Source organism: Ramlibacter sp. MMS24-I3-19 (genome assembly GCF_050320135.1).
Taxonomy (GTDB): domain Bacteria; phylum Pseudomonadota; class Gammaproteobacteria; order Burkholderiales; family Burkholderiaceae_C; genus Ramlibacter.
Genome location: NZ_CP190017.1, coordinates 882,547 through 901,750, shown reverse-complemented (window position 1 = coordinate 901,750; position 19,204 = coordinate 882,547). Strand labels below are relative to the sequence as shown.

Annotated in this window: 20 protein-coding genes; 8 read left to right on the top strand and 12 right to left on the bottom strand. The window is 69.2% G+C overall.

The genetic code is table 11. The annotated features are described in order from the left end of the window. Positions 1-234: 234 nt before the first annotated feature. The 3 genes from ACPWT1_RS04390 to ACPWT1_RS04380 form a co-directional block, all read right to left on the bottom strand. Entirely contained in the window at positions 235-1,059 is an 825-nt protein-coding gene (locus tag ACPWT1_RS04390; RefSeq protein WP_427914196.1) for a TauD/TfdA dioxygenase family protein, read from the bottom strand. Between the two features lie 69 nt (positions 1,060-1,128). After that, positions 1,129-2,112: a Bug family tripartite tricarboxylate transporter substrate binding protein gene (locus ACPWT1_RS04385; RefSeq protein ID WP_427914195.1), complete on the bottom strand. Its 984-nt coding sequence runs from the start codon at positions 2,110-2,112 to the stop codon at positions 1,129-1,131. A 288-nt stretch (positions 2,113-2,400) separates the two neighbouring features. Beyond that, the gene (locus ACPWT1_RS04380; RefSeq protein WP_427914194.1) at positions 2,401-3,189 is read right to left on the bottom strand and encodes a WD40/YVTN/BNR-like repeat-containing protein; all 789 of its coding nucleotides are present in this window, start codon (positions 3,187-3,189) and stop codon (positions 2,401-2,403) included. A 40-nt stretch (positions 3,190-3,229) separates the two neighbouring features. Here ACPWT1_RS04380 and ACPWT1_RS04375 point away from each other — a divergent pair, with 40 nt between their 5' ends. The 3 genes from ACPWT1_RS04375 (at position 3,230) to ACPWT1_RS04365 (ending at position 5,116) form a co-directional block, all read left to right on the top strand. Beyond that, complete coding sequence (locus tag ACPWT1_RS04375; protein ID WP_427914193.1) at positions 3,230-3,547, top strand: hypothetical protein; 318 nt, start codon at positions 3,230-3,232, stop codon at positions 3,545-3,547. Between the two features lie 148 nt (positions 3,548-3,695). After that, entirely contained in the window at positions 3,696-4,325 is a 630-nt protein-coding gene (locus tag ACPWT1_RS04370; RefSeq protein ID WP_427914192.1) for a 3'-5' exonuclease, read from the top strand. Next, on the top strand, positions 4,322-5,116 hold the full coding sequence (locus ACPWT1_RS04365) for a CPBP family intramembrane glutamic endopeptidase (RefSeq protein ID WP_427914191.1): 795 nt from the start codon (positions 4,322-4,324) through the stop codon (positions 5,114-5,116). The genes ACPWT1_RS04370 and ACPWT1_RS04365 overlap by 4 nt, the downstream gene beginning before the upstream one ends. A 13-nt stretch (positions 5,117-5,129) precedes the next feature. Here ACPWT1_RS04365 and ACPWT1_RS04360 read toward each other — a convergent pair whose 3' ends face one another. Both ACPWT1_RS04360 and ACPWT1_RS04355 read right to left on the bottom strand, forming a co-directional pair. Beyond that, positions 5,130-7,328 carry an ATP-binding protein gene (locus ACPWT1_RS04360; RefSeq protein ID WP_427914190.1) on the bottom strand — a complete coding sequence of 733 codons (2,199 nt, stop codon included), beginning with the start codon at positions 7,326-7,328 and terminating at the stop codon, positions 5,130-5,132. Next, on the bottom strand, positions 7,325-10,108 hold the full coding sequence (locus tag ACPWT1_RS04355; RefSeq protein ID WP_427914189.1) for a PAS domain S-box protein: 2,784 nt from the start codon (positions 10,106-10,108) through the stop codon (positions 7,325-7,327). Before ACPWT1_RS04355 ends, ACPWT1_RS04360 begins: the two co-directional genes overlap by 4 nt. Positions 10,109-10,255: 147 nt before the next feature. Between ACPWT1_RS04355 and ACPWT1_RS04350 the strand changes: the two genes are divergently transcribed. Further along, a complete protein-coding gene (locus tag ACPWT1_RS04350; RefSeq protein WP_427914188.1) occupies positions 10,256-10,837 on the top strand; it encodes an NnrU family protein in 582 nt (193 codons plus the stop codon). A 63-nt stretch (positions 10,838-10,900) separates the two neighbouring features. Here the strand turns inward: ACPWT1_RS04350 and ACPWT1_RS04345 are convergent, their stop codons facing one another. Further along, complete coding sequence (locus ACPWT1_RS04345) at positions 10,901-11,218, bottom strand: DUF3072 domain-containing protein (protein WP_427914187.1); 318 nt, start codon at positions 11,216-11,218, stop codon at positions 10,901-10,903. Positions 11,219-11,419: 201 nt separating this feature from the next. On the opposite strand from ACPWT1_RS04345, the gene ACPWT1_RS04340 reads away from it, so the two are divergent. Together ACPWT1_RS04340 and ACPWT1_RS04335 are read left to right on the top strand one after the other, a co-directional pair. Further along, positions 11,420-12,274, top strand: coding sequence for an SDR family NAD(P)-dependent oxidoreductase (locus tag ACPWT1_RS04340; protein WP_427914186.1), 855 nt, complete (start codon positions 11,420-11,422; stop codon positions 12,272-12,274). Between the two features lies 1 nt (position 12,275). Continuing rightward, a complete protein-coding gene (locus ACPWT1_RS04335; protein ID WP_427914185.1) occupies positions 12,276-12,584 on the top strand; it encodes a hypothetical protein in 309 nt (102 codons plus the stop codon). Between the two features lie 96 nt (positions 12,585-12,680). On the opposite strand, the gene ACPWT1_RS04330 is transcribed toward ACPWT1_RS04335, so the two are convergent. Beyond that, on the bottom strand, positions 12,681-13,148 hold the full coding sequence (locus ACPWT1_RS04330; protein WP_427914184.1) for an SRPBCC family protein: 468 nt from the start codon (positions 13,146-13,148) through the stop codon (positions 12,681-12,683). A gap of 288 nt (positions 13,149-13,436) precedes the next feature. On the opposite strand from ACPWT1_RS04330, the gene ACPWT1_RS04325 reads away from it, so the two are divergent. Beyond that, entirely contained in the window at positions 13,437-13,763 is a 327-nt protein-coding gene (locus tag ACPWT1_RS04325; protein ID WP_427914183.1) for a GIY-YIG nuclease family protein, read from the top strand. 130 nt (positions 13,764-13,893) lie between these two features. On the opposite strand, the gene minE is transcribed toward ACPWT1_RS04325, so the two are convergent. From minE to minC, 3 genes are read right to left on the bottom strand one after another with little or no spacing between them, the layout of a single operon-like run. Further along, positions 13,894-14,160, bottom strand: coding sequence for a cell division topological specificity factor MinE (gene minE / locus ACPWT1_RS04320; protein WP_427914182.1), 267 nt, complete (start codon positions 14,158-14,160; stop codon positions 13,894-13,896). A 1-nt stretch (position 14,161) separates the two neighbouring features. Next, positions 14,162-14,977 (bottom strand): septum site-determining protein MinD, encoded by an 816-nt coding sequence (minD, locus tag ACPWT1_RS04315; RefSeq protein WP_427914181.1) that lies wholly within the window; start codon positions 14,975-14,977, stop codon positions 14,162-14,164. A gap of 14 nt (positions 14,978-14,991) precedes the next feature. Beyond that, positions 14,992-15,729, bottom strand: coding sequence for a septum site-determining protein MinC (gene minC / locus ACPWT1_RS04310; protein ID WP_427914180.1), 738 nt, complete (start codon positions 15,727-15,729; stop codon positions 14,992-14,994). A gap of 157 nt (positions 15,730-15,886) precedes the next feature. Between minC and ACPWT1_RS04305 the strand changes: the two genes are divergently transcribed. After that, entirely contained in the window at positions 15,887-16,363 is a 477-nt protein-coding gene (locus ACPWT1_RS04305) for a hypothetical protein (RefSeq protein WP_427914179.1), read from the top strand. A gap of 71 nt (positions 16,364-16,434) precedes the next feature. On the opposite strand, the gene ACPWT1_RS04300 is transcribed toward ACPWT1_RS04305, so the two are convergent. Together ACPWT1_RS04300 and ACPWT1_RS04295 are read right to left on the bottom strand one after the other, a co-directional pair. Then, on the bottom strand, positions 16,435-17,904 hold the full coding sequence (locus tag ACPWT1_RS04300; protein ID WP_427914178.1) for a UdgX family uracil-DNA binding protein: 1,470 nt from the start codon (positions 17,902-17,904) through the stop codon (positions 16,435-16,437). A 15-nt stretch (positions 17,905-17,919) separates the two neighbouring features. Further along, complete coding sequence (locus ACPWT1_RS04295; RefSeq protein WP_427914177.1) at positions 17,920-19,185, bottom strand: putative DNA modification/repair radical SAM protein; 1,266 nt, start codon at positions 19,183-19,185, stop codon at positions 17,920-17,922. Positions 19,186-19,204: the final 19 nt, after the last annotated feature.

The following is a 19,204-nucleotide window of genomic DNA, read 5'->3' as shown; positions in this document are numbered from 1 at the left end:
CGATCTGAGGATTGACGAAGCCGCCGTTCTTCGTGCTCTCGGCGCCGCGCGCGCTCGCGCATGTAGTCGCGATCTGCAAGTCCCACTGCGTACTCCCCATCCCTTCTTCTTGGCAGGGGAAGTTTAGCGACGCATTGAGTTTCACCGGTAGTGGAAATGCAGCGGTCGCCACCGCTCCGGGATAAACCCTGTCAAGCGAAGCACTTGCCGGCGCCCAGCCGCGACTGGAAAGTCTCAGACCGGCTTAGCACCGCGTAGCGTGATGCGCTGCATCACCCTCCTGAACCCGTGATAGTCATTCACCGGGTTGTGCTGCGTGCACCGGTTATCCCAAAAGGCAATCGAGTCCGGCTCCCACACGAAGCGGCACGTGAACTCCGGCTTCACCTGGTGCGCGAACAGGAACTGCAGCAGCGGCGCGCTCTCCTCGTCGGTCATGCCCTTGATGCCGGCGGTGTGCGCCACGTTCACGTACAGCGCCTTGCGGCCGGTCTCGGGGTGGGTGCGCACGACGGGGTGCTCGGCGCGGTACTCCTTCTTCGCCTCCTCGGTGCCGTCGCTCTTGATGCGGTCCTCGCGCGTCTTGCTCACGTCGGCCTTGGCGGAGCTCGAGATCCCCACCAGGCCGTCCAGCAGGCGCTGCATCGTGGGTGACAGCGCCTCGTAGGCGGCGTACTGGCTCGCGAACAGCGTGTCACCGCCGTAGGGTGGCACTTCCTTCGACAGCAGCATCGAGCCCATGGGCGGCTCCTGCAGGTACGTGGTGTCCGAATGCCAGATGCCGCCGAAGTTGACCTTCTCGTGCTCCAGCTTCTTCACCTCGATGATCTGCGGGTAGTCGGGCAGGCCCTTCACGAACGGGTACTCGATCGGCTCGCCCATCGCACGGGCGAAGGCGAGGAATTGCGAAGGGGTGAGGGGTTGGTTGCGGAGGAAGATGACCTGGTGGTCGAGGAGGGCCTGGCGGACTTCGGCGGCTTGGGATTTGTCCAGGCCCTTCGTGAGGTCGATGCCGGAGAGTTCGGCGCCGAGGGCGCCGGCGACTTTCTTGACTTGCATGGGGAGCTTTCGAATTCCAGTTCAAAAGATGGAAGCCTTGGATCCCCGCCTCCGCGGGGATGACAACGGCTAGTCCACCGTCGCACCCGACTGCTTGACCACCACGGCCCAGCGCTGGATGTCGTTGTGCAGCATGGTGGCCAGCTCCTGCGGGCTGGTCATGTGGACCTCGGCGCCTTGCGCGGCGAACTTCTCCACCGTGTCGGGCTGCTGGAGGATGGCGTTGATATCGGCGTTGATCTTTTGCACCACGGCTTGCGGCGTGCCGCCGGTGGCGAAGATGCCGAACCACGGGCTGATGGCGAACGCGGGGTAGCCCTGCTCGACGAACGTCGGGATGTCCTTGAATGCCTCGGCGCGCTGCTTGCCCGTGACGGCCAGTCCCTTGAGCGTGCCCGACTTGATGTGCTGTGCGACGCTGGGCAGGCTGGTGAACACCACCTGGATCTGCCCGGCCAGCAGGTCGTTCAGCGCCGGCGCCGCGCCCTTGTACGGCACGTGCGTCATCTTCACGTTGGCCGCGCTGTTGAACATCTCGCCCAGCAGGTGGTTCACCGAGCCGTTGCCCGCCGAGCCGAAGGTCACCTGGCCCTTGCCGCTGGCCACGTAGTTGGCCAGGTCCTTGATGTTGGCGATCGGCAGCTTCGGATTCGCCACCGCCACAAAAGGCACGTCGGCCAGGTTGGCCACGGCGACAAAGTCGTTCTCGGGATCGAACGGCAGCTTCTTGTAGATGCTGGGGTTGATGGCATGCGAGCCCACGTACGACATCAGCAGCGTGTAGCCATCAGGCGGCGCCTTGGCCACGGCCTCCATGCCGATGTTGCCGCCAGCACCGGCGCGGTTGTCGACGACGACGGGCTGGCCCCATTTCTCCGAGAGCTTCTGCGCCACGATGCGCGCGAGGGCGTCGCTGGCGCCGCCGGGCGTCTGCGGCACGACTAGGCGCACGGGCTTGGTCGGGAAGGCCTGCTGCGCGTGCAGCGGCGTCGCCATCCATGCAGGGGTCAGGGCGAGCAGCGCCGATGCGCGCAGGAAGGTTCGCAACTTCATCAGTGGTGTCTCCGGGATGTGGCGCCGTGGGCGCGATCGGCCCATTGTCGCCACGCCGCGAGGAAGTCGGCAGGGGCTTGTCCCGAAGAAGAAAGCTCGCGACCTCTCCGCCCGCCACTCGCCTGGCCCATCCTGGAGTGGGGACCGGCCCTTGCAGCCGGCCACCAGCCCGGCCTGCAGCCGGGGTTGCAAGGGGTCAGGGGGCGAGAGCGCCCGACGAAACGTAGAGGCTTCCCGGATCACCAAAGAAAGTGCCGGCCGCCAGCAGCGCGTGGCCGGCGTCTCCGGTCAGCGCGATGCTGCGCCACGTGCTGTCGCTGCCCGGCGTGGACAGGCGCGAGAACGAGGCGCCGTTGTTGGTGGAGACCAGCACTTGCCCCCCGTGCCCGACAGCGTGGCCGCGATGGTGGGCGCATCGGCGGCGATGGCCAGGCGCGTGTAGCTGCCGACCACACCGCTGGCGCGGCTGAAGGTCCAGCCGCCCGCTGCGAAATGGCCGACGTACAGGCCCGTGCTGCGGCTGCCGGCCACCACCCCGATGCCGTAGTCCTCGTTGCCCGCCAACGCGAGCGTGCTGCCGTCGCGCGACAGCGCGATGCGATACCAGCCGTCGGCAATTGCACTGCCTGCGACGGAGACCGACAGTGGCACGAAGGTGGCACCGCCATCGTCGGAGATCCACACGTCGCCGTTGTGGCTGGCCGCGACGACACGCATGCCCGTTGCATCGCTGTCCACCGCGCGCCAATAGCCGGTGATCGGCCCGCCGCCCGCGACGGCGGCCTGCGTGAAGGTCGGCGCCTCCGCCCTGCCATCCGCGGACGTCCAGATGCCTCCGCCCATGACGGCGGCCACGATGCGAGCGCCGTCCGCCGACACCGCGACCGATTCGTAGTCCAGGTTCTCCGCCGCGTTGAAGGCCGTGTCGATGCGGCTCCAGCTGGCGCCACCGTCCTTGCTGCGGTACATGCCGCCGTTCAGCGCGACCGCGACGATGACCTGGCCGTCGTCGCTCACGCCAGCGGAGATCCAGATCGTCGCTCCGGCGGGCAGGCCGGCCTGCTGCGTCCAGCTCACGCCCTGGTCCCGCGAAAGATAGACGCCGCCAGGGATCGCCGTGGCCACCATCAACGAGCCACTCGGGTTGGTGGCGGTCCAGTGCCACGCGTTGCTCGACAACCCTTGGGGCGTGGCCCAGGACAGTGCGGCCTTCGCGACGGTCGCGGTGGTACTGGTCGTGGTGGAGCTGGTCGTATTGCTGGCGCCCGGCGCGGCAGGCGGCGGCAGCGGTGCCCCTGCACTGGTTGTGCCTCCGTCTGCGACGATGGGCGTGTCGCCCCCGCCGCCCCCGCACGCCGCAAGCGTGCTGGCCAGAACAACTGCGATGGATGCGGATGCAAACGATGTGCGCATGCTGTGCCTCCCGAGCGGTTGAAGCGGAGTTTTCTGTCTCAGCAGGATGGTCGAACTGCTGACCTACCGCCATGGCTCGTTCAGGCCAGGAGAGACCCGCGGTCCAAGGCGCGCCGCGATCGCTGCGAACCCGACGGGAGACGACAGCTGAGCCAGCTATGCTCGAGCTGGTGAAACCCATCGCTGTCATCGACTTCGAAACCACGGGCCTGTCGCCCACGATGGGCGACCGCGCCACCGAAGTCGCGATCGTGCTGGTGGAGGGCGATCGCATCGTCGACCGGTACCAGAGCCTGATGAACGCCGGCGTGCGCATCCCGGCCTTCATCGAGGCGTACACCGGCATCACCAACGCGATGATCGAAGACGCGCCGCCCGCCGAGGAGGTCATGGCAGAGGCCGCGCGCTTCGTCGCCGAGGCGCCGATGGTGGCGCACAACGCATCGTTCGACAGCCGCTTCTGGCAGGCGGAACTGGCGCACGCGGGCCGGCCCGCCGGGCATGCGTTCGCATGCACGCTGCTGCTGTCGCGCCGGCTCTATCCGCAGGCGCCGAGCCACAAGCTCGGCTCGCTGGCCGCCTTCCATGCGCTGCCGTCGTCCGGGCGTGCGCACCGCGCGATGGCGGATGCGGAAGTGGCGGCTGCGCTGCTGGGCCAGATCCGCCATGACCTGCGCCGGCAGTACGGCGTGGGCGAGTGCCGTCACGACCTGCTGCTGAAGGTTCAGCGCACGGCGCGGCATGCGGTGCCGAAGGTGATCGAGAAGTACCTGCAGGCCAGCGAGCCCGCATCGGCATGAGTGCTGCGCCCGCGGAGCTTCGGCGCGCGGGAAGGCGCTGGTGGGTCACCGCATTCGTCGTGCTGTTCGTCGCATACCAGCTGCCGCAGCTCCTGGTGCGTGTCGGCGTTCACGGCGGCATCGCTTCCTCGTTCATGCTCGTGCTGTTCCCGCTTGCTGCCTGGCTCGCCTGGTGGCGCGGTGAACCGTTCGGCCGCACCTACGCACTGGCGTGGCGTGCGCACTGGTGGTCGTGGCTTGTCGGCCTCTTCATCCTCGCTCTCGCTGCGAAAGCGCTCGCCGTGGTGCTCGGTGTGCGGGCAGGCATCTATGCCTCGCATGGGCCGACGTCCGCGGCGCTTGGCCCTGCTGGCTGGGCCGCGGTGGCGCTGATCACATTCGTTCCCTCGCTCGCCGAAGACATCCTCACGCGCGGGCTGTGGCTGCACTCACCGCTCGCCCGCACCGGCTTCGTCTTCGTCCTCGGCACCGCCGCGGTCTACACGCTCAACCATGTCTGGCGCCTCGCGCTCGGGCCGGCCGAGTGGGCCATGTTGCTTGGCTTCGGCATCGCCTACGGACTGGCGGTCTGGCGCACCGGCACGCTCTGGGCGGCGCTGGGCCTGCACTGGGGCTGGAACTTCGCGGGGCAGGCGCTGGATGCGGTGTGGCAGGTCGACGTGGTGGACGGCACCGGCGCGAAGCTGCTGTCCGCGGCGGCGCATCTGGTGCTGGCGCTGGTCGTCTGGGTCGTGACGCGCGGCAGGTCCAGATCAGCGACGGGCCTGGATGCCGGGTCGGGCCCGGCATGACCGGCATGGCGTCCTAAGCCTCGCCCGCGGCAGCGGCGCGCGCCTCCCTCGGCAGCGTCACGACGAACACCACGAACGGCTCGTGGTACTCGTACACCAGCGTGCCACCGTGGCCGCGGGCGATCTCGCACGCGATGTACAGCCCGAGGCCCATGCCGCCCGGATTGCGGCTGTTGTTCAGCGACGCGGGCTTGTACGCATCGAACAGGCGATCGCGCGACTCGGGCGGGATCGGCGGTGCATGGTTGGCCACCGACAGCGTGACCTGCGTGGCGCTCGCCTCGAGCCGCATGACGATGGGCCGTCCCGCTTCGCCGTGCTGGCGCGCGTTGCCCAGCAGGTTGTCCAGCAGCTGCCGCACGCGCGCTGCGTCGACCGGCACCTGCAGCTGCGGCGGCGCCTCGACGGCCACCTCCACGCCGGGATGGCCCAGCGTCACGTCCTGTGCGGCTTCGCGCACCAGCCGCGCCAGGTCGGCCGGCTTGGGCTCGACGGCGAGTCCCAGGCCGCCCTGCAGCCGTGACAGGTCCAGCAGGTCGCTCACCAGGCGTGCCATGTGCGTGCTCGAGCGCGTGATGCGCGGGCCGACGGTGGCGCTGTCCGCGCCCCGTGCCAGCAGCTGCGAGGCCATCGCGATCGTCTGCAGCGGGTTGCGCAGATCGTGGCCCAGCACGGCCAGCATCTGGTCCCGGTCGCGCGCGACCTGGGCCCGGCGCGCGCCGCCGGCGCGGTGCAGTTCGGCCTGCAGTCCGCGCGCGATCTCTAGTTCCGTGGCCGACCAAGGCACTGCGATGCCGCGCACGGTCTCGCGCCAGACATCGAACGACCCGCGCGGCGTCAGCCGCATGCCGTGCGGGCCGGCCTTGTACACCTTCTCGGGCCGGCCGCCCCAGGCCACGGTCTCGACCTGCTCCGGCCGCAGCAGCACCAGCCAGTCGTGCCGGTTGTCGTCCATCTGCAGCGCGAGGATGCCGCACCAGGGCGCGAGCGCCGCCGACAGCACCGGCGGCAGCTTCGCCTGCTCCGACATCGCCAGCAGTCCCTCGGGCGGCTTGCTGCTGCGCAACCAGCGCAGCAGCTCCGCGCCGGCCGCCGCGCTCACGCCGCCGTGCACGAACGTCTCCGTGCCTTCCGAAGCCACCAGCGCGTCCGCGGCGAACGTGGTGCACAGCGCCGCCGCGTGCGGACGCAACGCGGCCAGCAAGCCGTCGCCGCCCACGAAGGTCTCCATCAGCTGCACGCGCACCGAGCTCGCCGCCTCGATGCGCTTCGCGTGGTCGGCGGCCAGCAGCGTCTGCACGTTGCTGGCCAGCAGCTGCGCCAGCACGTCGCAGGCCATGCGCTTGCCGTACGGCACCACCATCGGCGTGAGGTGGTGGCAGGCGATCATTCCCCACAGCTCGCCGCCGATCACGATCGACACGCTCATCGACGCGGCCACGCCCATGTTGGTGAGGTACTCGATGTGGATCGGCGAGACGCTGCGCAGCGTGGCCCAGCTCATGTCCAGCGGCTCGGCGCCGGCGGTGTGCACCGGCACCGGCGCGGCGCCCACGTCGGCGATGAAGCGCAAGGTGTTGATCACGTACAGCCGCCGCGCCTGCGCCGGGATGTCGCCGGCCGGATAGCGCCGGTGCAGGAACGGCTCCACGTCGGGGCGGCAGTCCTCGGCCACGATGTCGCCGCTGGCGTCGTGGCGGAAGCGGTAGGCCATCACGCGGTCGAAGCCGGTCAGCGAGCGGATTTCGGTCACCGCGACCTGCAGCAGGTCGTCGATCGTGCGCTGCAGCCGCAGCCGGCCGAGCGCGCCGTTGGCGAGTGTGGTGAACGGCCGGATCTCGCGGTCGGCGGGCTGCCGCTCCTCGAACTCGGCGACCACCAGGCGGCCGTTGAAATGCAGGATCAGGTCGAACACGCGTCCACCGACCTGCACCTCCGAGCGCTCCGCCAGGCCGCTGGTGCCGTGGCTGCGCTGCGCGAAGTCGCCGATCGCCTGCGTCACGTGCGGCCAGGCCGCGAACTGCGGCGCATCGAGGTCGGCACCCAGCGCGGGCAGCGCGAAGCCCAGCATGCGCTCGGCGTTGTCGCTGCAGGCCGCCAGGCGCAGCGCGGCGTCGAAGGCGAGCAGCGCGCCGTGCGACTGGATGTGGCCCGGCACGTGGATCGGCTCGCGATCACAGTTGTCCAGGTTCACCGACTCGGTGAGCGTCATGGCACGACTCCGCTCAGGCTGCCGACGCCAGTCCTGGTTGCGCGCGCCGCGACGGCGCCCAGCGCCTGTTCGAGCGCGCCGATGTCCGGCGGCTTGGCGAGGTGCGTGTCGAAGCCCGCATCCACGCAGCGCTTGCGCGACGCCGAGTCCGCATACCCCGACAAGGCAATGAGGTAGAGGCCTTCGAGCGCCTGGTCCTCGCGCAGGGCACGAGCGACGTCGAAACCGCTCACCGCGCCCGGCAAGCCGAGATCCGAGATCACGACATCCGGCCGCATCCTGCGCGCGGCATCGATCCCTGTCTGCCCATCGAACGCCAGCTCCACTTCGTGGCCACTCAGCTGCAGCAGCTCGCCCAGCGACGCGGCGGCATCGTGGTTGTCCTCGATCACCAGGATGCGCAGCGGTTCGCCGCCGGCCTGGTCGCCCTTGCGATCGCGCGGCAGGCGCTCGGTGCGCACAAGGGGCAGGGTGATGGTGAAGCGCGAGCCGTGGCCCGGGCCGTCGCTCTCGGCCATCACGCCGCCGCCGTGCAGCTCCGCCAGTCCGCGTGTCAACGCCAGGCCCAAGCCGAGGCCGCCCTTGCTGCGCGCCATGTCCTGGCGGGCCTGCGCGAACGGGTCGAACAGGCGGCCCAGCAACTCCTCGTCCATGCCCATGCCGGTGTCCGCCACCACGATCTGCACGGTGCCGCGCTCGGGACTCAGCACCGTACGCACGTCGACCGTGCCCGGACCGTTGGAAAAGCGCGCAGCGTTGGTGAGCAGGTTGCCCACCATCTGCGCCAGCCGTACCGGATCGCCTTCCACCCAGGCCGGACCGTCGCAGCCATGCAGCACCAGTTGCTGCTGCGCCTGCTCGAGGCTGGGGCGGTAGTCGTCGGCGGTCTGGCACACGATCGCCGCCACATCGCACGGTTCCTTGCGCAGGGTGAGCTTGCCGCGCGCGATGCGGCTCACGTCCAGCAGCTCGTCGATCAGGCGCGCCATGTGCGTCACCTGGCGGTCGATGATGTCGCGCACGCGCTCCAGCCGCGGCTCGGCGGGGCCGATGCGCTTGAGGATCTCCACGGCATTGCGCACCGGCGCCAATGGGTTGCGCAGTTCGTGCGCGAGCACGGCGATGAATTCGTCCTTGCGGCGATCGGCATCGCGCAGCGCCTCCTCGGCCTGGCGCTGTGCGTTGACGTCGGTGTTGGTGCCGAACCAGCTGACGATGGCGCCGGTCTGGTCGTGCAGCGGGAACGCGCGCGAGAGGAACCAGCGGTACTCGCCTTCCTTGCTGCGCAGCGGGAAGGTGTCTTCCCACGGCTCGCCGCTCGCGATGTGGCGGCGGAACTTGGCCAGCACGCGCGCCACGTGGTCGGGGTGGTGCACCCATTGCCAGCCCCAGCCCCGCATCTGCTCCAGCGACGTGCCGGTGTACTCGAACCAGCGGCGGTTGTACCAGGTGATGTAGCCGCTGGCGTCGGTCATCCACGCCAGCTGCGCGATGTTGTCGGCCAGCGCTTCGAACATCAGCGCATTGGCACGCAACGCGCGTTCGGCCTGCGCGAGCGCCGTCACGTCGGTCTGCGCGACCACGGCGCCCAGGATGTTGCCGTGCGCATCCCGCACCGGGGCCGCGCTGTTGACGACCGTCTTGCGCACGCCGGGCTGGTCGAACGGCTCGATCTCCACGATGTCCTCGTGCACCAGCTCGCCGCGCAGCGCGCGCGCCATCGCCCACTCGCGCAGCTCGATGCGCTCGCCGTGCCGCGGGCTCATGTCGGCCCACCAGCCCTTCCACGCGCGGTACGGCTCGACACTGTCGGTGGGCGGCACGGTGCCCCACAGCTTCTCGTTGGCGGGATTGAAGCGGATGAGGCGGCCCTGGGGATCCGACAAGATGATGCCGGCGGGCACCGCGTCCAGCGTCGCATCGAGCCGCGCGCGCTCGGCCTCGGCACGCTCGGCCAGCTCGCGTGCGTGCGCCTCGCTGCCGCGCAGCGCGAGTTCGGCCTCCTTGCGCGCCGAGATGTCCAGCACGAAAGCGATGCCCTGCTCGGGGCCGGTGCGCGCGGTGCCCACCAGCACCCACACGCGCGATCCGTCGGGACGCGTGTACTGCTTCTCGATGGCGGGCACCCGGCTCTCGGCGCGCAGCCGCTCCAGCGTCTGCCGGTCCTGCTGCGCGTACTCGTCGGGCGTGAGGTCGTCCAGCCAGAGGCCGGGGCCCATCAGCTCGTCGCGGCTGCGGCCCCAGATGCGCAGCAGTTCGTCGTTGGCATCCAGCACGCGCCGATCCATGCTCCAGAACATGATGCCCACCAGGTTGGTCTCGAACAGCTGCTGCAGCTGCACCTGGCTTTGCCGCAATGCGAGCTCGGCGGTGCGCTGCGAGTCCAGCAGCTGTTGCAGCTCGGCGTGCTCGCGTTGCAGGCGCTCGAGCGCCATGCGACGCGAGGCGATCAGCCACACCGACAGCGCGCCCAGCACGAGAAAGGAGCCGAGCCGCAGCCAGCCTTCGGACGTGGCCGGCAACCCGAAGTGGCCGCCGCGCGAGAACATCAGCTGGCCCGCCACCGCGGTGATCAGCAGCGCCAGCATCCCGGGACCGATGCCCGCGTACCAAGCCGCGAGGAGCGGCGCCGCCGACAGGACAAGGAACGGCACCTGGCCGGGCAGCAGCGGCTCCATCGCGTCGCGCAAGGCGATGCACGCGACGCTCAGGAGCACGGCTGCGAGATAGCCACGCAGCGTGGTCTGCCGACCGTCCGCCGGGGAGGAGCCCGATCTCATGTGAAGTCCCACTCTAGCGACGGCCAACCCGTCGTTGGGGTGGCCGCCCGGTAACTTGTGCTCGTCTTTTATTCGGGCCGGCTGGGCCGTGCAACGGTGTGATCCCGCGCGGCAATAATCGCTGCGACTCAACTGTTGGAGCGAGCGATGGCGATGCTGGTACTCGGACTGCTGCTGTTCTTGGGCGTGCATTCCACGCGCATCGTGGCCGACGGCTGGCGCACGCAGATGCTGGGGCGCCTCGGCGAGAAGGGCTGGAAGGGCCTTTACTCGGTGATCTCGCTGGTGGGCTTCGTGCTGATCGTGTGGGGCTATGGACGGGCGCGGCTCGACTCGGTCGTGCTGTGGAACCCGATCCGCGGAATGAACCACCTGGCTGCGCTGCTGATGGTGGTGTCGTTCGTGCTGCTGGCCGCCGCCTACGTGCCGCGCAATGCGTTCAAGGCGAAGCTGCACCACCCGATGGTGCTGGGCGTGAAGGTGTGGGCCTTCGCCCACCTGCTCGCCAACAACACGCTGGCCGACGTGGTGCTGTTCGGCGCGTTCCTCGTGTGGGCGATCGCGGACTACGCGTCGTCGCGCCGGCGCGATCGCGCGAACCACGTGACGTATGCGCCGGGCACGACGCGCGGCACGGTCATCGCAGCAGTGGTGGGACTGGTCGCCTGGGCCGTGTTCGTCTTCGGCGCACACCGCTGGCTGATCGGCGTGAGCCCGCTGGGGTTCTAGCAACTGCTGCCTCGAAGGATGTCATTCGGGTTGATCGAGGCCGGCATGACACCTTCATGTGCGCTAGTGCGAAACCACGGTCTCCACCGCGGCGGTCGCCCGTCCTGCCTTCTGGTCTTCGCCGCCTTCCGGATCCGGATGCGCGTCCTCGCGTGGGTGGCCGTGCTGGCCGCGGCCCGTCATCGCCTGCAGTTCGTCGATCCGGCGTGAGGCCTCGGCCTTCGTCATGGTCTCGTCGAACGGCTGCCTGGCCTCTTCGCTCAGCGTCTTGAGATAGGACCGCTGCGCGCCGGTCATCGGCTCGTCGCCGGTGACCCAGTCGGCCGGGTCCTTCTCCATGTTGGATTGGCCGGCCATGGATTGGGTTTGCTTGTCGGTCATGGGTTCGCGCTCCTGCCTGTGGATTTCCACAGGATGCCGAAGCAGCCCATCGAAGGCTGTAGGAACAGGTCGCCAATCGCCGCTGTTGCCGGCGCTTGCAGCGCGACACAAGGCCGAACGCTCGCACGGGCTTGTCCGACACCAAGGCCGAGAAGGCACTTCGCAGAATGGTCCGCAACCCATTCCAAGGAAGCAATCTCCATGGCAGATCTGAAAGCGAGGCGGCCGCTTGCCGTCGTCACCGGTGCGTCGTCGGGCATCGGCTACCACCTGGCGCGCATCGCGGCCGAGCACGGGTACGACCTCGTGGTCGCCGCCGACACGTCGCTCGACCAGGCGGTGCGCGACTTCAAGGCCGCGGGCGCCGATCGGGTCGATGCACTGCAGGTGGAACTCGCGAGCAAGCAGGGCGTCGACGACCTGCTGGCGCGGCTGCAGGGCCGCGAGGTCGATGCGCTGCTGGCCAACGCGGGCCATGGCCTGGGCGGTGCGTTCCTCGACCAGGACTTCAGCGACGTGCAGCACGTGATCGACACCAACGTCACCGGCACCATCTACCTGATCCAGCAGGTGGCGCGCGGGATGGTGGCGCGCAAGCAGGGCCGCATCCTGGTGACCGGATCGATCGCCGGCTTCCAGCCCGGCGCGTTCCACGCGGTCTACAACGGCAGCAAGGCGTTCGTCGATTCGTTCGCGCAGGCGCTGCGCAACGAGATCAAGCAGACCGGCGTGACGGTGAGCCTGCTGATGCCGGGCCCCACCGACACCGAGTTCTTCGAGCGCGCGCACCTGCAGGACACCAAGGTCGGCGCCGACATGAAGAAGGACGACCCGGCGATGGTGGCGCGCGTCGGCTTCGACGCGATGCTCAAGGGCGAGGCCGACGTCGTCGCCGGCTGGAAGAGCAAGCTGCAGGTGGTGAGCTCCAAGGTCATGCCGGCCCAGGCCGTGGCCGAAGCGCACCGCAAGCTGGCAGAGCCGGGCAGTGCCAGGCACAACAAGCCCGAGCGCGAGGAAGTGCATCCCATCGGACCCCACCACGACGAGGACAAGTGACATGAGCAAGAAGCAGGACTCCATTCGCAGCGAACAGAGCCGGGACAAGCATCCCGAAAAGATGGCCAGCGGCGGCGGCGCGGTGCGCGGCCAGGCCAAGGGCAACACGGCCGACCACCAGGTGCCGCACACCGGCAAGCTGGCCAACGACCACAACAAGGCCGGCGCGCAGGAAGCCACGCAGACCAACCAGGCACAGCGCACGCCGGAGAGCCGGCACGAGCGCGAGGCGCGGGCCGGCACGCACAACCAGGTGCAGGCCAGCACGGGCGGAAAGGGCGGCGGACGCGGATCGCGCGGCGCGGGGTGATCCCCGCACGGCGTCAAGGGGTTCGTCCCTGCGCGACGCGGCTTGGCGCCTCCCTTGTCATGCCGGCCTCGAGCCGGCATCCAGCTGCGGCGCTCCTCAGCCCCGCCGCTGCGCCTCGTCGAGGTTGGCCAGCATCCGCGTCCATCCCTCCTCGGTGCGCTCGACCTGCTCGCGTGCCACCAGGCCCGGGCCCAGGTCGTGCCGCAGCGTGAGCTCGCAGCCGTCGCCCTGCGGCTCGATGTCGATGATCACGGTGCTCTCGGGCGACTTGAACTGCGGCAGCGAGAAGCTGAAGGCGATGCGGCGCGGGTGATCGAGCTGCAGGAAGCGTCCTGCGTGCTCGACTTCCATCGCACTGCCGCCATCGGCTTCCAGCGGCCGGCGATCGACGATGATGAACCGGCCATTGACGCCCGGCTCGATGTCGCAGCGGATCACTTCGCCGGCCGGCGGCGTGGCGAAGAAGAAGCGGCGCGCCGTGTCCGGCTCGAGCCACGCGTCGTAGATGCTGTCCGCGCTGCAGGCGAAGGCGCGCTGCACGCGCACGATGGTGGAAACGCTCATGCCCTCCTTATCGCCGGGGCTGAGGTTGGTGGTCAAGCTCGGCTGTTGATTGCGCAAGACCCAGAGGTTGTCATTGCAGGTTTGACCCGCAATCCAGTCCCGTCGTCAATTTGCGCGCGGCGAACGCAACGAGCACCGCTGCTGGATGCCGGGTCGAGCCCGGCATGACACCCTCCAGAAGCCGTGCGGCGCTGCTTGCTGTTTGCGGGCGTGACCCGCAATCCAGTGCGGCGGTTGCCTCACCCACCATGAGGTTGTGAGCCGCGTGCGCCGACGTGATCGTGCGCCATGCCGTACCACGTCTACATCCTCGCCAGCCGGCGAAACGGCACGCTGTACATCGGCGTGACGAGCGATCTCGTGCCTCGCGTGTACCAACACCGAGAAGGGCTCGTCCAGGGCTTCAGCCAGCGTTACGGGACGAAGCTGCTCGTCTGGTTCGAGTCGACCGATGCCGTGCTGGTCGCGATCGCGCGCGACAAGCAGCTGAAGAACTGGAAGCGGGAATGGAAGCTGGCGCTGATCGAGAAGCGCAATCCGCAGTGGCGGGATCTCTATCCGGAGGTGCTGGGCGTTCCCACGAAGCCGCTGGATGCCGGGTCGAGCCCGGCATGACACCTCCAGACGGACGGCGTCCCAACGTGCCTGTCATTGCGGGCTCGACCCGCAATCCAGTGCGAGGCCAGTCAGAGTGCCCGTCTGGATCCCGGCGCAAGGCCGGGATGACACCTTCTTCAGACGCAGTTCAGAACCGCGACTCCGGCAGCTCGATCTTCACCTCCAGCACCTCCAGGTTGTCCTGGCGGTCCAGCTGGACCTTGATGTCGCGCGGATCGATCTTGATGTACTTGCTGATCACGCCCACCAGGTCGCGCTGCAGCGCCGGCAGGTAGTCGGGCTCGCTCGCGTTGCGGCCGTTGCGCTCGTGCGCCAGGATGATCTGCAGCCGTTCCTTGGCGACGCTGGCGGTCTTCTTCTTCTCGCCGAGGAGGAAGGAGAGCAGGGACGCCATGTCAACGTCCCCCGAACAGGCGCTTCAGGAACCCTTGCTTCTGCGCGTCGACGAACCGCATCGGCTTGTCGATCCCGAGGAAGCGGTCGACCACGTCCTTGTACGCCTCGGACACGTCGCTGCCCTTCATGTGCACCGCCGGCATGCCCTGGTTGCTGGCCTGCAGCACGCTCTCGCTCTCGGGGATCACGCCGATCAGCGGGATGCGCAGGATGTCCTGGATGTCCTCCAGCGACAGCATCTGCCCCTGGTCGACGCGGTTCGGGTTGTAGCGCGTGATGAGCAGGTGCTCCTTCACGGCCTCCTTGCCCTCGATCGCGCGCTTGGTCTTGGACGACAGCATCCCGAGGATGCGGTCCGAATCGCGCACCGACGACACCTCGGGGTTGGTCACCACCAGCGCCTCGTCGGCGAAGTGCATCGCCATCAGCGCGCCGGTCTCGATGCCGGCGGGCGAGTCGCACACGATGTACTCGAAGTCCATCGTGCCCAGGTCCTTGAGCACCTTCTCGACGCCGTCCTTGGTCAGCGCTTCCTTGTCGCGCGTCTGCGAGGCGGCCAGCACGAACAGGTTGTCGCAGTTCTTGTCCTTGATCAGCGCCTGGTTCAGCGTGGCCTCGCCCTGGATCACGTTGACGAAGTCGTACACGACGCGCCGCTCGCAACCCATGATCAGGTCGAGGTTGCGCAGGCCGACGTCGAAGTCGATGACCGCGGTCTTGTGGCCGGCCAGCGCCAGGCCCGACGCGAAGCTCGCGCTGGTGGTGGTCTTGCCCACCCCGCCCTTGCCGGATGTGACGACGATGATTCTTGCCATGGGGACAGGGCTCCTTAGCGGGTTTGCAATGGGTCCATCGCCAGCTTGCCTTCGGCGCCGCCGAGCAGGCGCACCTGGGTGGGCTTGCCGCGCACTTCGTCAGGCAGCGGCATCTCGCTGGTGCGGTACACGCCGGCGATGGAGATGAGTTCGGGTTCGAGGCACAGCGTCAGGATGCGCGCCTCGTCGTTGCCGCGCGCGCCGGCGATGGCCTTGCCGCGCAGCGGTGCGTAGACGTGGATGCTGCCGTCGGCGATGACCTCGGCACCGGGGTTCACCATCGACATCACCACCAGGTCGCGGCCGCGTGCGTAGACCTGCTGGCCGGAGCGCAAGGGCCGGTCGATCACCAGCGCGCCCATGGGCGCCGCGACCACCGCTGGCGCGGGCTTTTCGGCGACCGGCACGCGCATCGCGGGCTGCACGTCTTCCGTGACCACCAGTCCCGCATCGCGTGCGGCGGCCATCTGCGCCTCGCTGCCCGAACGCACCGCGATGGGCAACATCCGGTAACTGCGCAGCAGCGCGATCACGGCCGCGAAGTCGGGCACGACGTCCTGTGCGCGCAGTGGCGACAGGTCGAGCACCAGCGGATCGTTGTCGAAGAACTCGGGAATGTCGGCGAAGCGCGTGTGCAGTTCCTGCGCGAGCGTGGCCAGGTCGGCCGTCTTCAGCAGCAGGGCCACCAGCGGCAGGCTGGCGCTCTTGATCTCGAACGTGGCGGGGGTGCGGCCGGCGAGGGCGACGGACATCGATGGACTGCGGCTGGGACGGCTGGGACGCGAAGCGGGCGCATATTAACGTGGCTGAGCGGTGCAGTCCTACACATTGTGTGTCTGGAAGCGTTCGCCGCCCGCGGCTGTGCGGAACCACACTGACCGCGAGCCCCTGAAGGGCAACGGAGTCGCCATGTCCCTGCAGCAGAAGACGGTATCCAACTGGATCGCGGTGGCCGCGGTGCTGCCGATCACGCTGTGCATGGTGGGCCACGTGCACGGGCAGGGCACCGGCTCGGAAGCGATGTTCCAGGGCCGGCCCGCGATGGCGGGTGCGCAGGGCGGCACCGGCGCCATGGCGGGCCCGCCGCAGGGCGGAGTGGCGCCCCAGAGCGTGGACCAGCCGGGTGGCGGCGTGCAGCTGCGCAAGCCCAGTGGCCTGGACCAGCCCAAGGGCGGTGAGCAGTCGGTGCCGCGCGATCCCGGCGTGGGCACGCCGGACAACCCGGGAAGCGGCCTCACGCCCAAGCGCGATCGCGACTCCGGCGAGGTGGTGAAAAAGGATCGGGACGCCACCGGTGACGCCAACAGCACGACGAAGAAGGCCAAGCGGGGCTTGAAGCGCTCGTACGAACGCGCCCGGCGCGGGGTGTCGGGCATCGACAGCTGAAGCGCGTCGGGGCGCACGCCGCGCGGCCTGGATCCCGGCCTTCGCCGGGATGACAAGATGACAGCGTCACCTCACGCGTGCTTGTCGAGGAACGCGCGCGCCTTCTTCAGATCCGCCACGAACGCCGCGAAGCCCTCTTCACGATCCGCGTCCTGCAGCCGCAGCAGCGCCGACGGATGCAGCGTGACCAGCACCTTCAGGCCGTCGGCCCGCTCCAGCCACTTGCCGCGCTCGGCGGTGACCGCCACCGCATGCCCCATGAGCGAGCGCGCCGCCGTCGCACCCAGCGCCACCAGCGCCTTCGGCTTCACCAGCACGATCTCGTCCTCCAGCCAGTGCAGGCAGGCCGCTGCTTCGCGCTGCGTCGGGCTCTTGTGGATGCGGCGCTTGCCGCGCAGCTCGAACTTGAAGTGCTTCACGGCGTTCGACACGAACACCGCATCGCGCGGCACGCCCACGGCCTCCAGGGCGCGATCCAGCAGCTTGCCCGCGGGGCCGATGAAGGGATGGCCCTGCAGGTCTTCCTGGTCGCCGGGCTGCTCGCCCACCAGCATCAGCGGCGCGTGCAGGCGACCTTCGCCATTGACCGACTGCGTGGCCAACTCGCCGATCGGGCACTCGCGGCAGCGCATGGTGGCCGCCTTGAGATCGGCCAGCGAATGGATGCCGTCCTGCTTCAGCGTGACCACCGGGTCGTCGGCCACCGGACGCGGGATGCGCCGCTGCGGCGCCTGCGCGGGTTGCTCGATCATGGCTGCGCTCCTTTCGTTCGCCTCGGCGGCCAGCTCGCCGATCAGCTTCGATTCGGGCAGGTTGTCCCAGTACTGGCGCGGCATCTCCTTGCGCATCTGCGGCAGGTTCAGCCGCGCGGGATTGAAGATGCTGCGGTAGTAGGTGAGCCAGAGGTCCTCGCCCGCATCGGCCGGCGGTGCGTCGTCGCGACTGCCACCCGGGCCGAAGGCCAGCTTCTCGCCGTCCCAGCGCACCGACCGCTCGGGCGTGAGGATGGCCCAGTGCATGCCGGCGAAGCGGCGCGCGAACCACGGCGCCACCGCCTCGACGATGTGGTGCGCCGGCTCGAACCACGCCACGTGCAGCACCTCGCCCGGGCGCTCGTCGTCGGGCACCTGGCGAAAGCGCAGGAAGGCCTTCATCTTGTGCAGGTCGCGCCGCACCGCCTGCGCCATCTGCTGCGCCAGCAGCATGTCCGGATCGATGGGGTCGTTGCGCAACGTGGGCTCGTGCACCAGCCGCCACAGCAGCCGGTACAGCAGCGAGAAGCGCTGCGGGTCGCTGTGCAGCACGACCACTTCGCACAGCCGCAGGAACGAGGCGGGCACGATGGCGGTGGCGGCACGCGGAATGCCCTTGGACGTGCGGACCTGGTCGGAGCCCTGCGCGGGCCCTGCGAACAGGTCGGTGTCGACCGCCTGCTGGGTCTCCCAGTGGACCTGATCCGGCGGCACCTGGTGCGCGAGCAACTCGCGGGCTTCGTTGCGGAAGCCCGTGAGGTCGGTCGCGCTGGAGAGGCGGGCTTGCATCGCAGGGGCTCGCCTTCAGAACAGGGCGCCCTGGACAGGCGCGGCGCGGGATCGGGACAAGGCCGCTGCGGCCTGGCCGCGCGGCGTGTGGTCCGCCACCTCCACGAAGGGCAGCACCTTGCGCAAGGGCACGTGCAGGCGCTTGAGGTCATCGCTGCGCACGCGGCGCCCCCGGCGCGCGAGCAGCAGGCGGTCGACGGCCTTCACCCCGAGGCCCGGCACGCGCAGCAGCAACTCGCGCGGCGCGCGGTTCAGGTCGACCGGGAACCGTTCGGGATGGGCCAGCGCCCACGCCAGCTTGGGATCGACGTCCAGCGACAGCATGCCGCCCGATGCGGGTGCGGCAATCTCGCCGGCCTCGAAACCGTAGAAGCGCATCAGCCAGTCCGCCTGGTACAGGCGGTGCTCGCGCACCAGCGGCGGCGCCTTCAAAGGCAGCGCCGCGGCCGCATGCGGGATCGGGCTGAAGGCCGAGTAGTAGACCCGCTTGAGCTTGTACGCGCCATACAGCTGCGCGCTGGTGTGCAGGATGGTGGCGTCGTCGGTCGCATCGGCGCCGACGATCATCTGCGTGCTCTGGCCGGCGGCAGCGAACTGCGGGGCGTCGGCCTTCTTCGCGCGCGTGCCGGGCACCAGCGTGATCGGCTTCGCCTCGACCTCACGCTTGGCATCCTGCGCTTCGTCGATGTGCACCCGCAGCCGCGCCATCGACCGCTTGATGGCGGCGACATCCTTCTCCGGTGCCAGCGCGCTGAGGCTCGTCTCGGTCGGCAGCTCGATGTTGATCGACAGCCGGTCCGCGTAGAGGCCCGCCTTGGCCAGCAGCTCGGGCGAGGCCTCGGGGATGGTCTTCAGGTGGATGTAGCCGCGGAAGTCGTGCTCCTCGCGCAGCTTGCGCGCCACCTCGACCACCTGCTCCATCGTGTAGTCGGGGCTGCGGATGATGCCGCTGGAGAGGAACAGTCCCTCGATGCAGTTGCGCCGGTAGAAGTCCAGCGTGAGGTGCACCACCTCGTCGACGCTGAACCGCGCACGCTGCACGTTGCTGCTGGCGCGGTTGACGCAGTAGAGGCAGTCGTACTGGCAGAAGTTGGTGAGCAGGATCTTCAGCAGCGAGATGCACCGGCCGTCGGGCGCGAAGCTGTGGCAAATGCCGGTGCCGTCGTTCGAGCCTACGCCGCGGCCGTCGAGCGAGTCGCGCGCGCGGCCGCCGCTCGACGCGCACGAGGCGTCGTACTTGGCGGCGTCCGCCAGGATCGCGAGCTTGGCTTTCAGGTCCACTGGATGACTGTACAGTGCT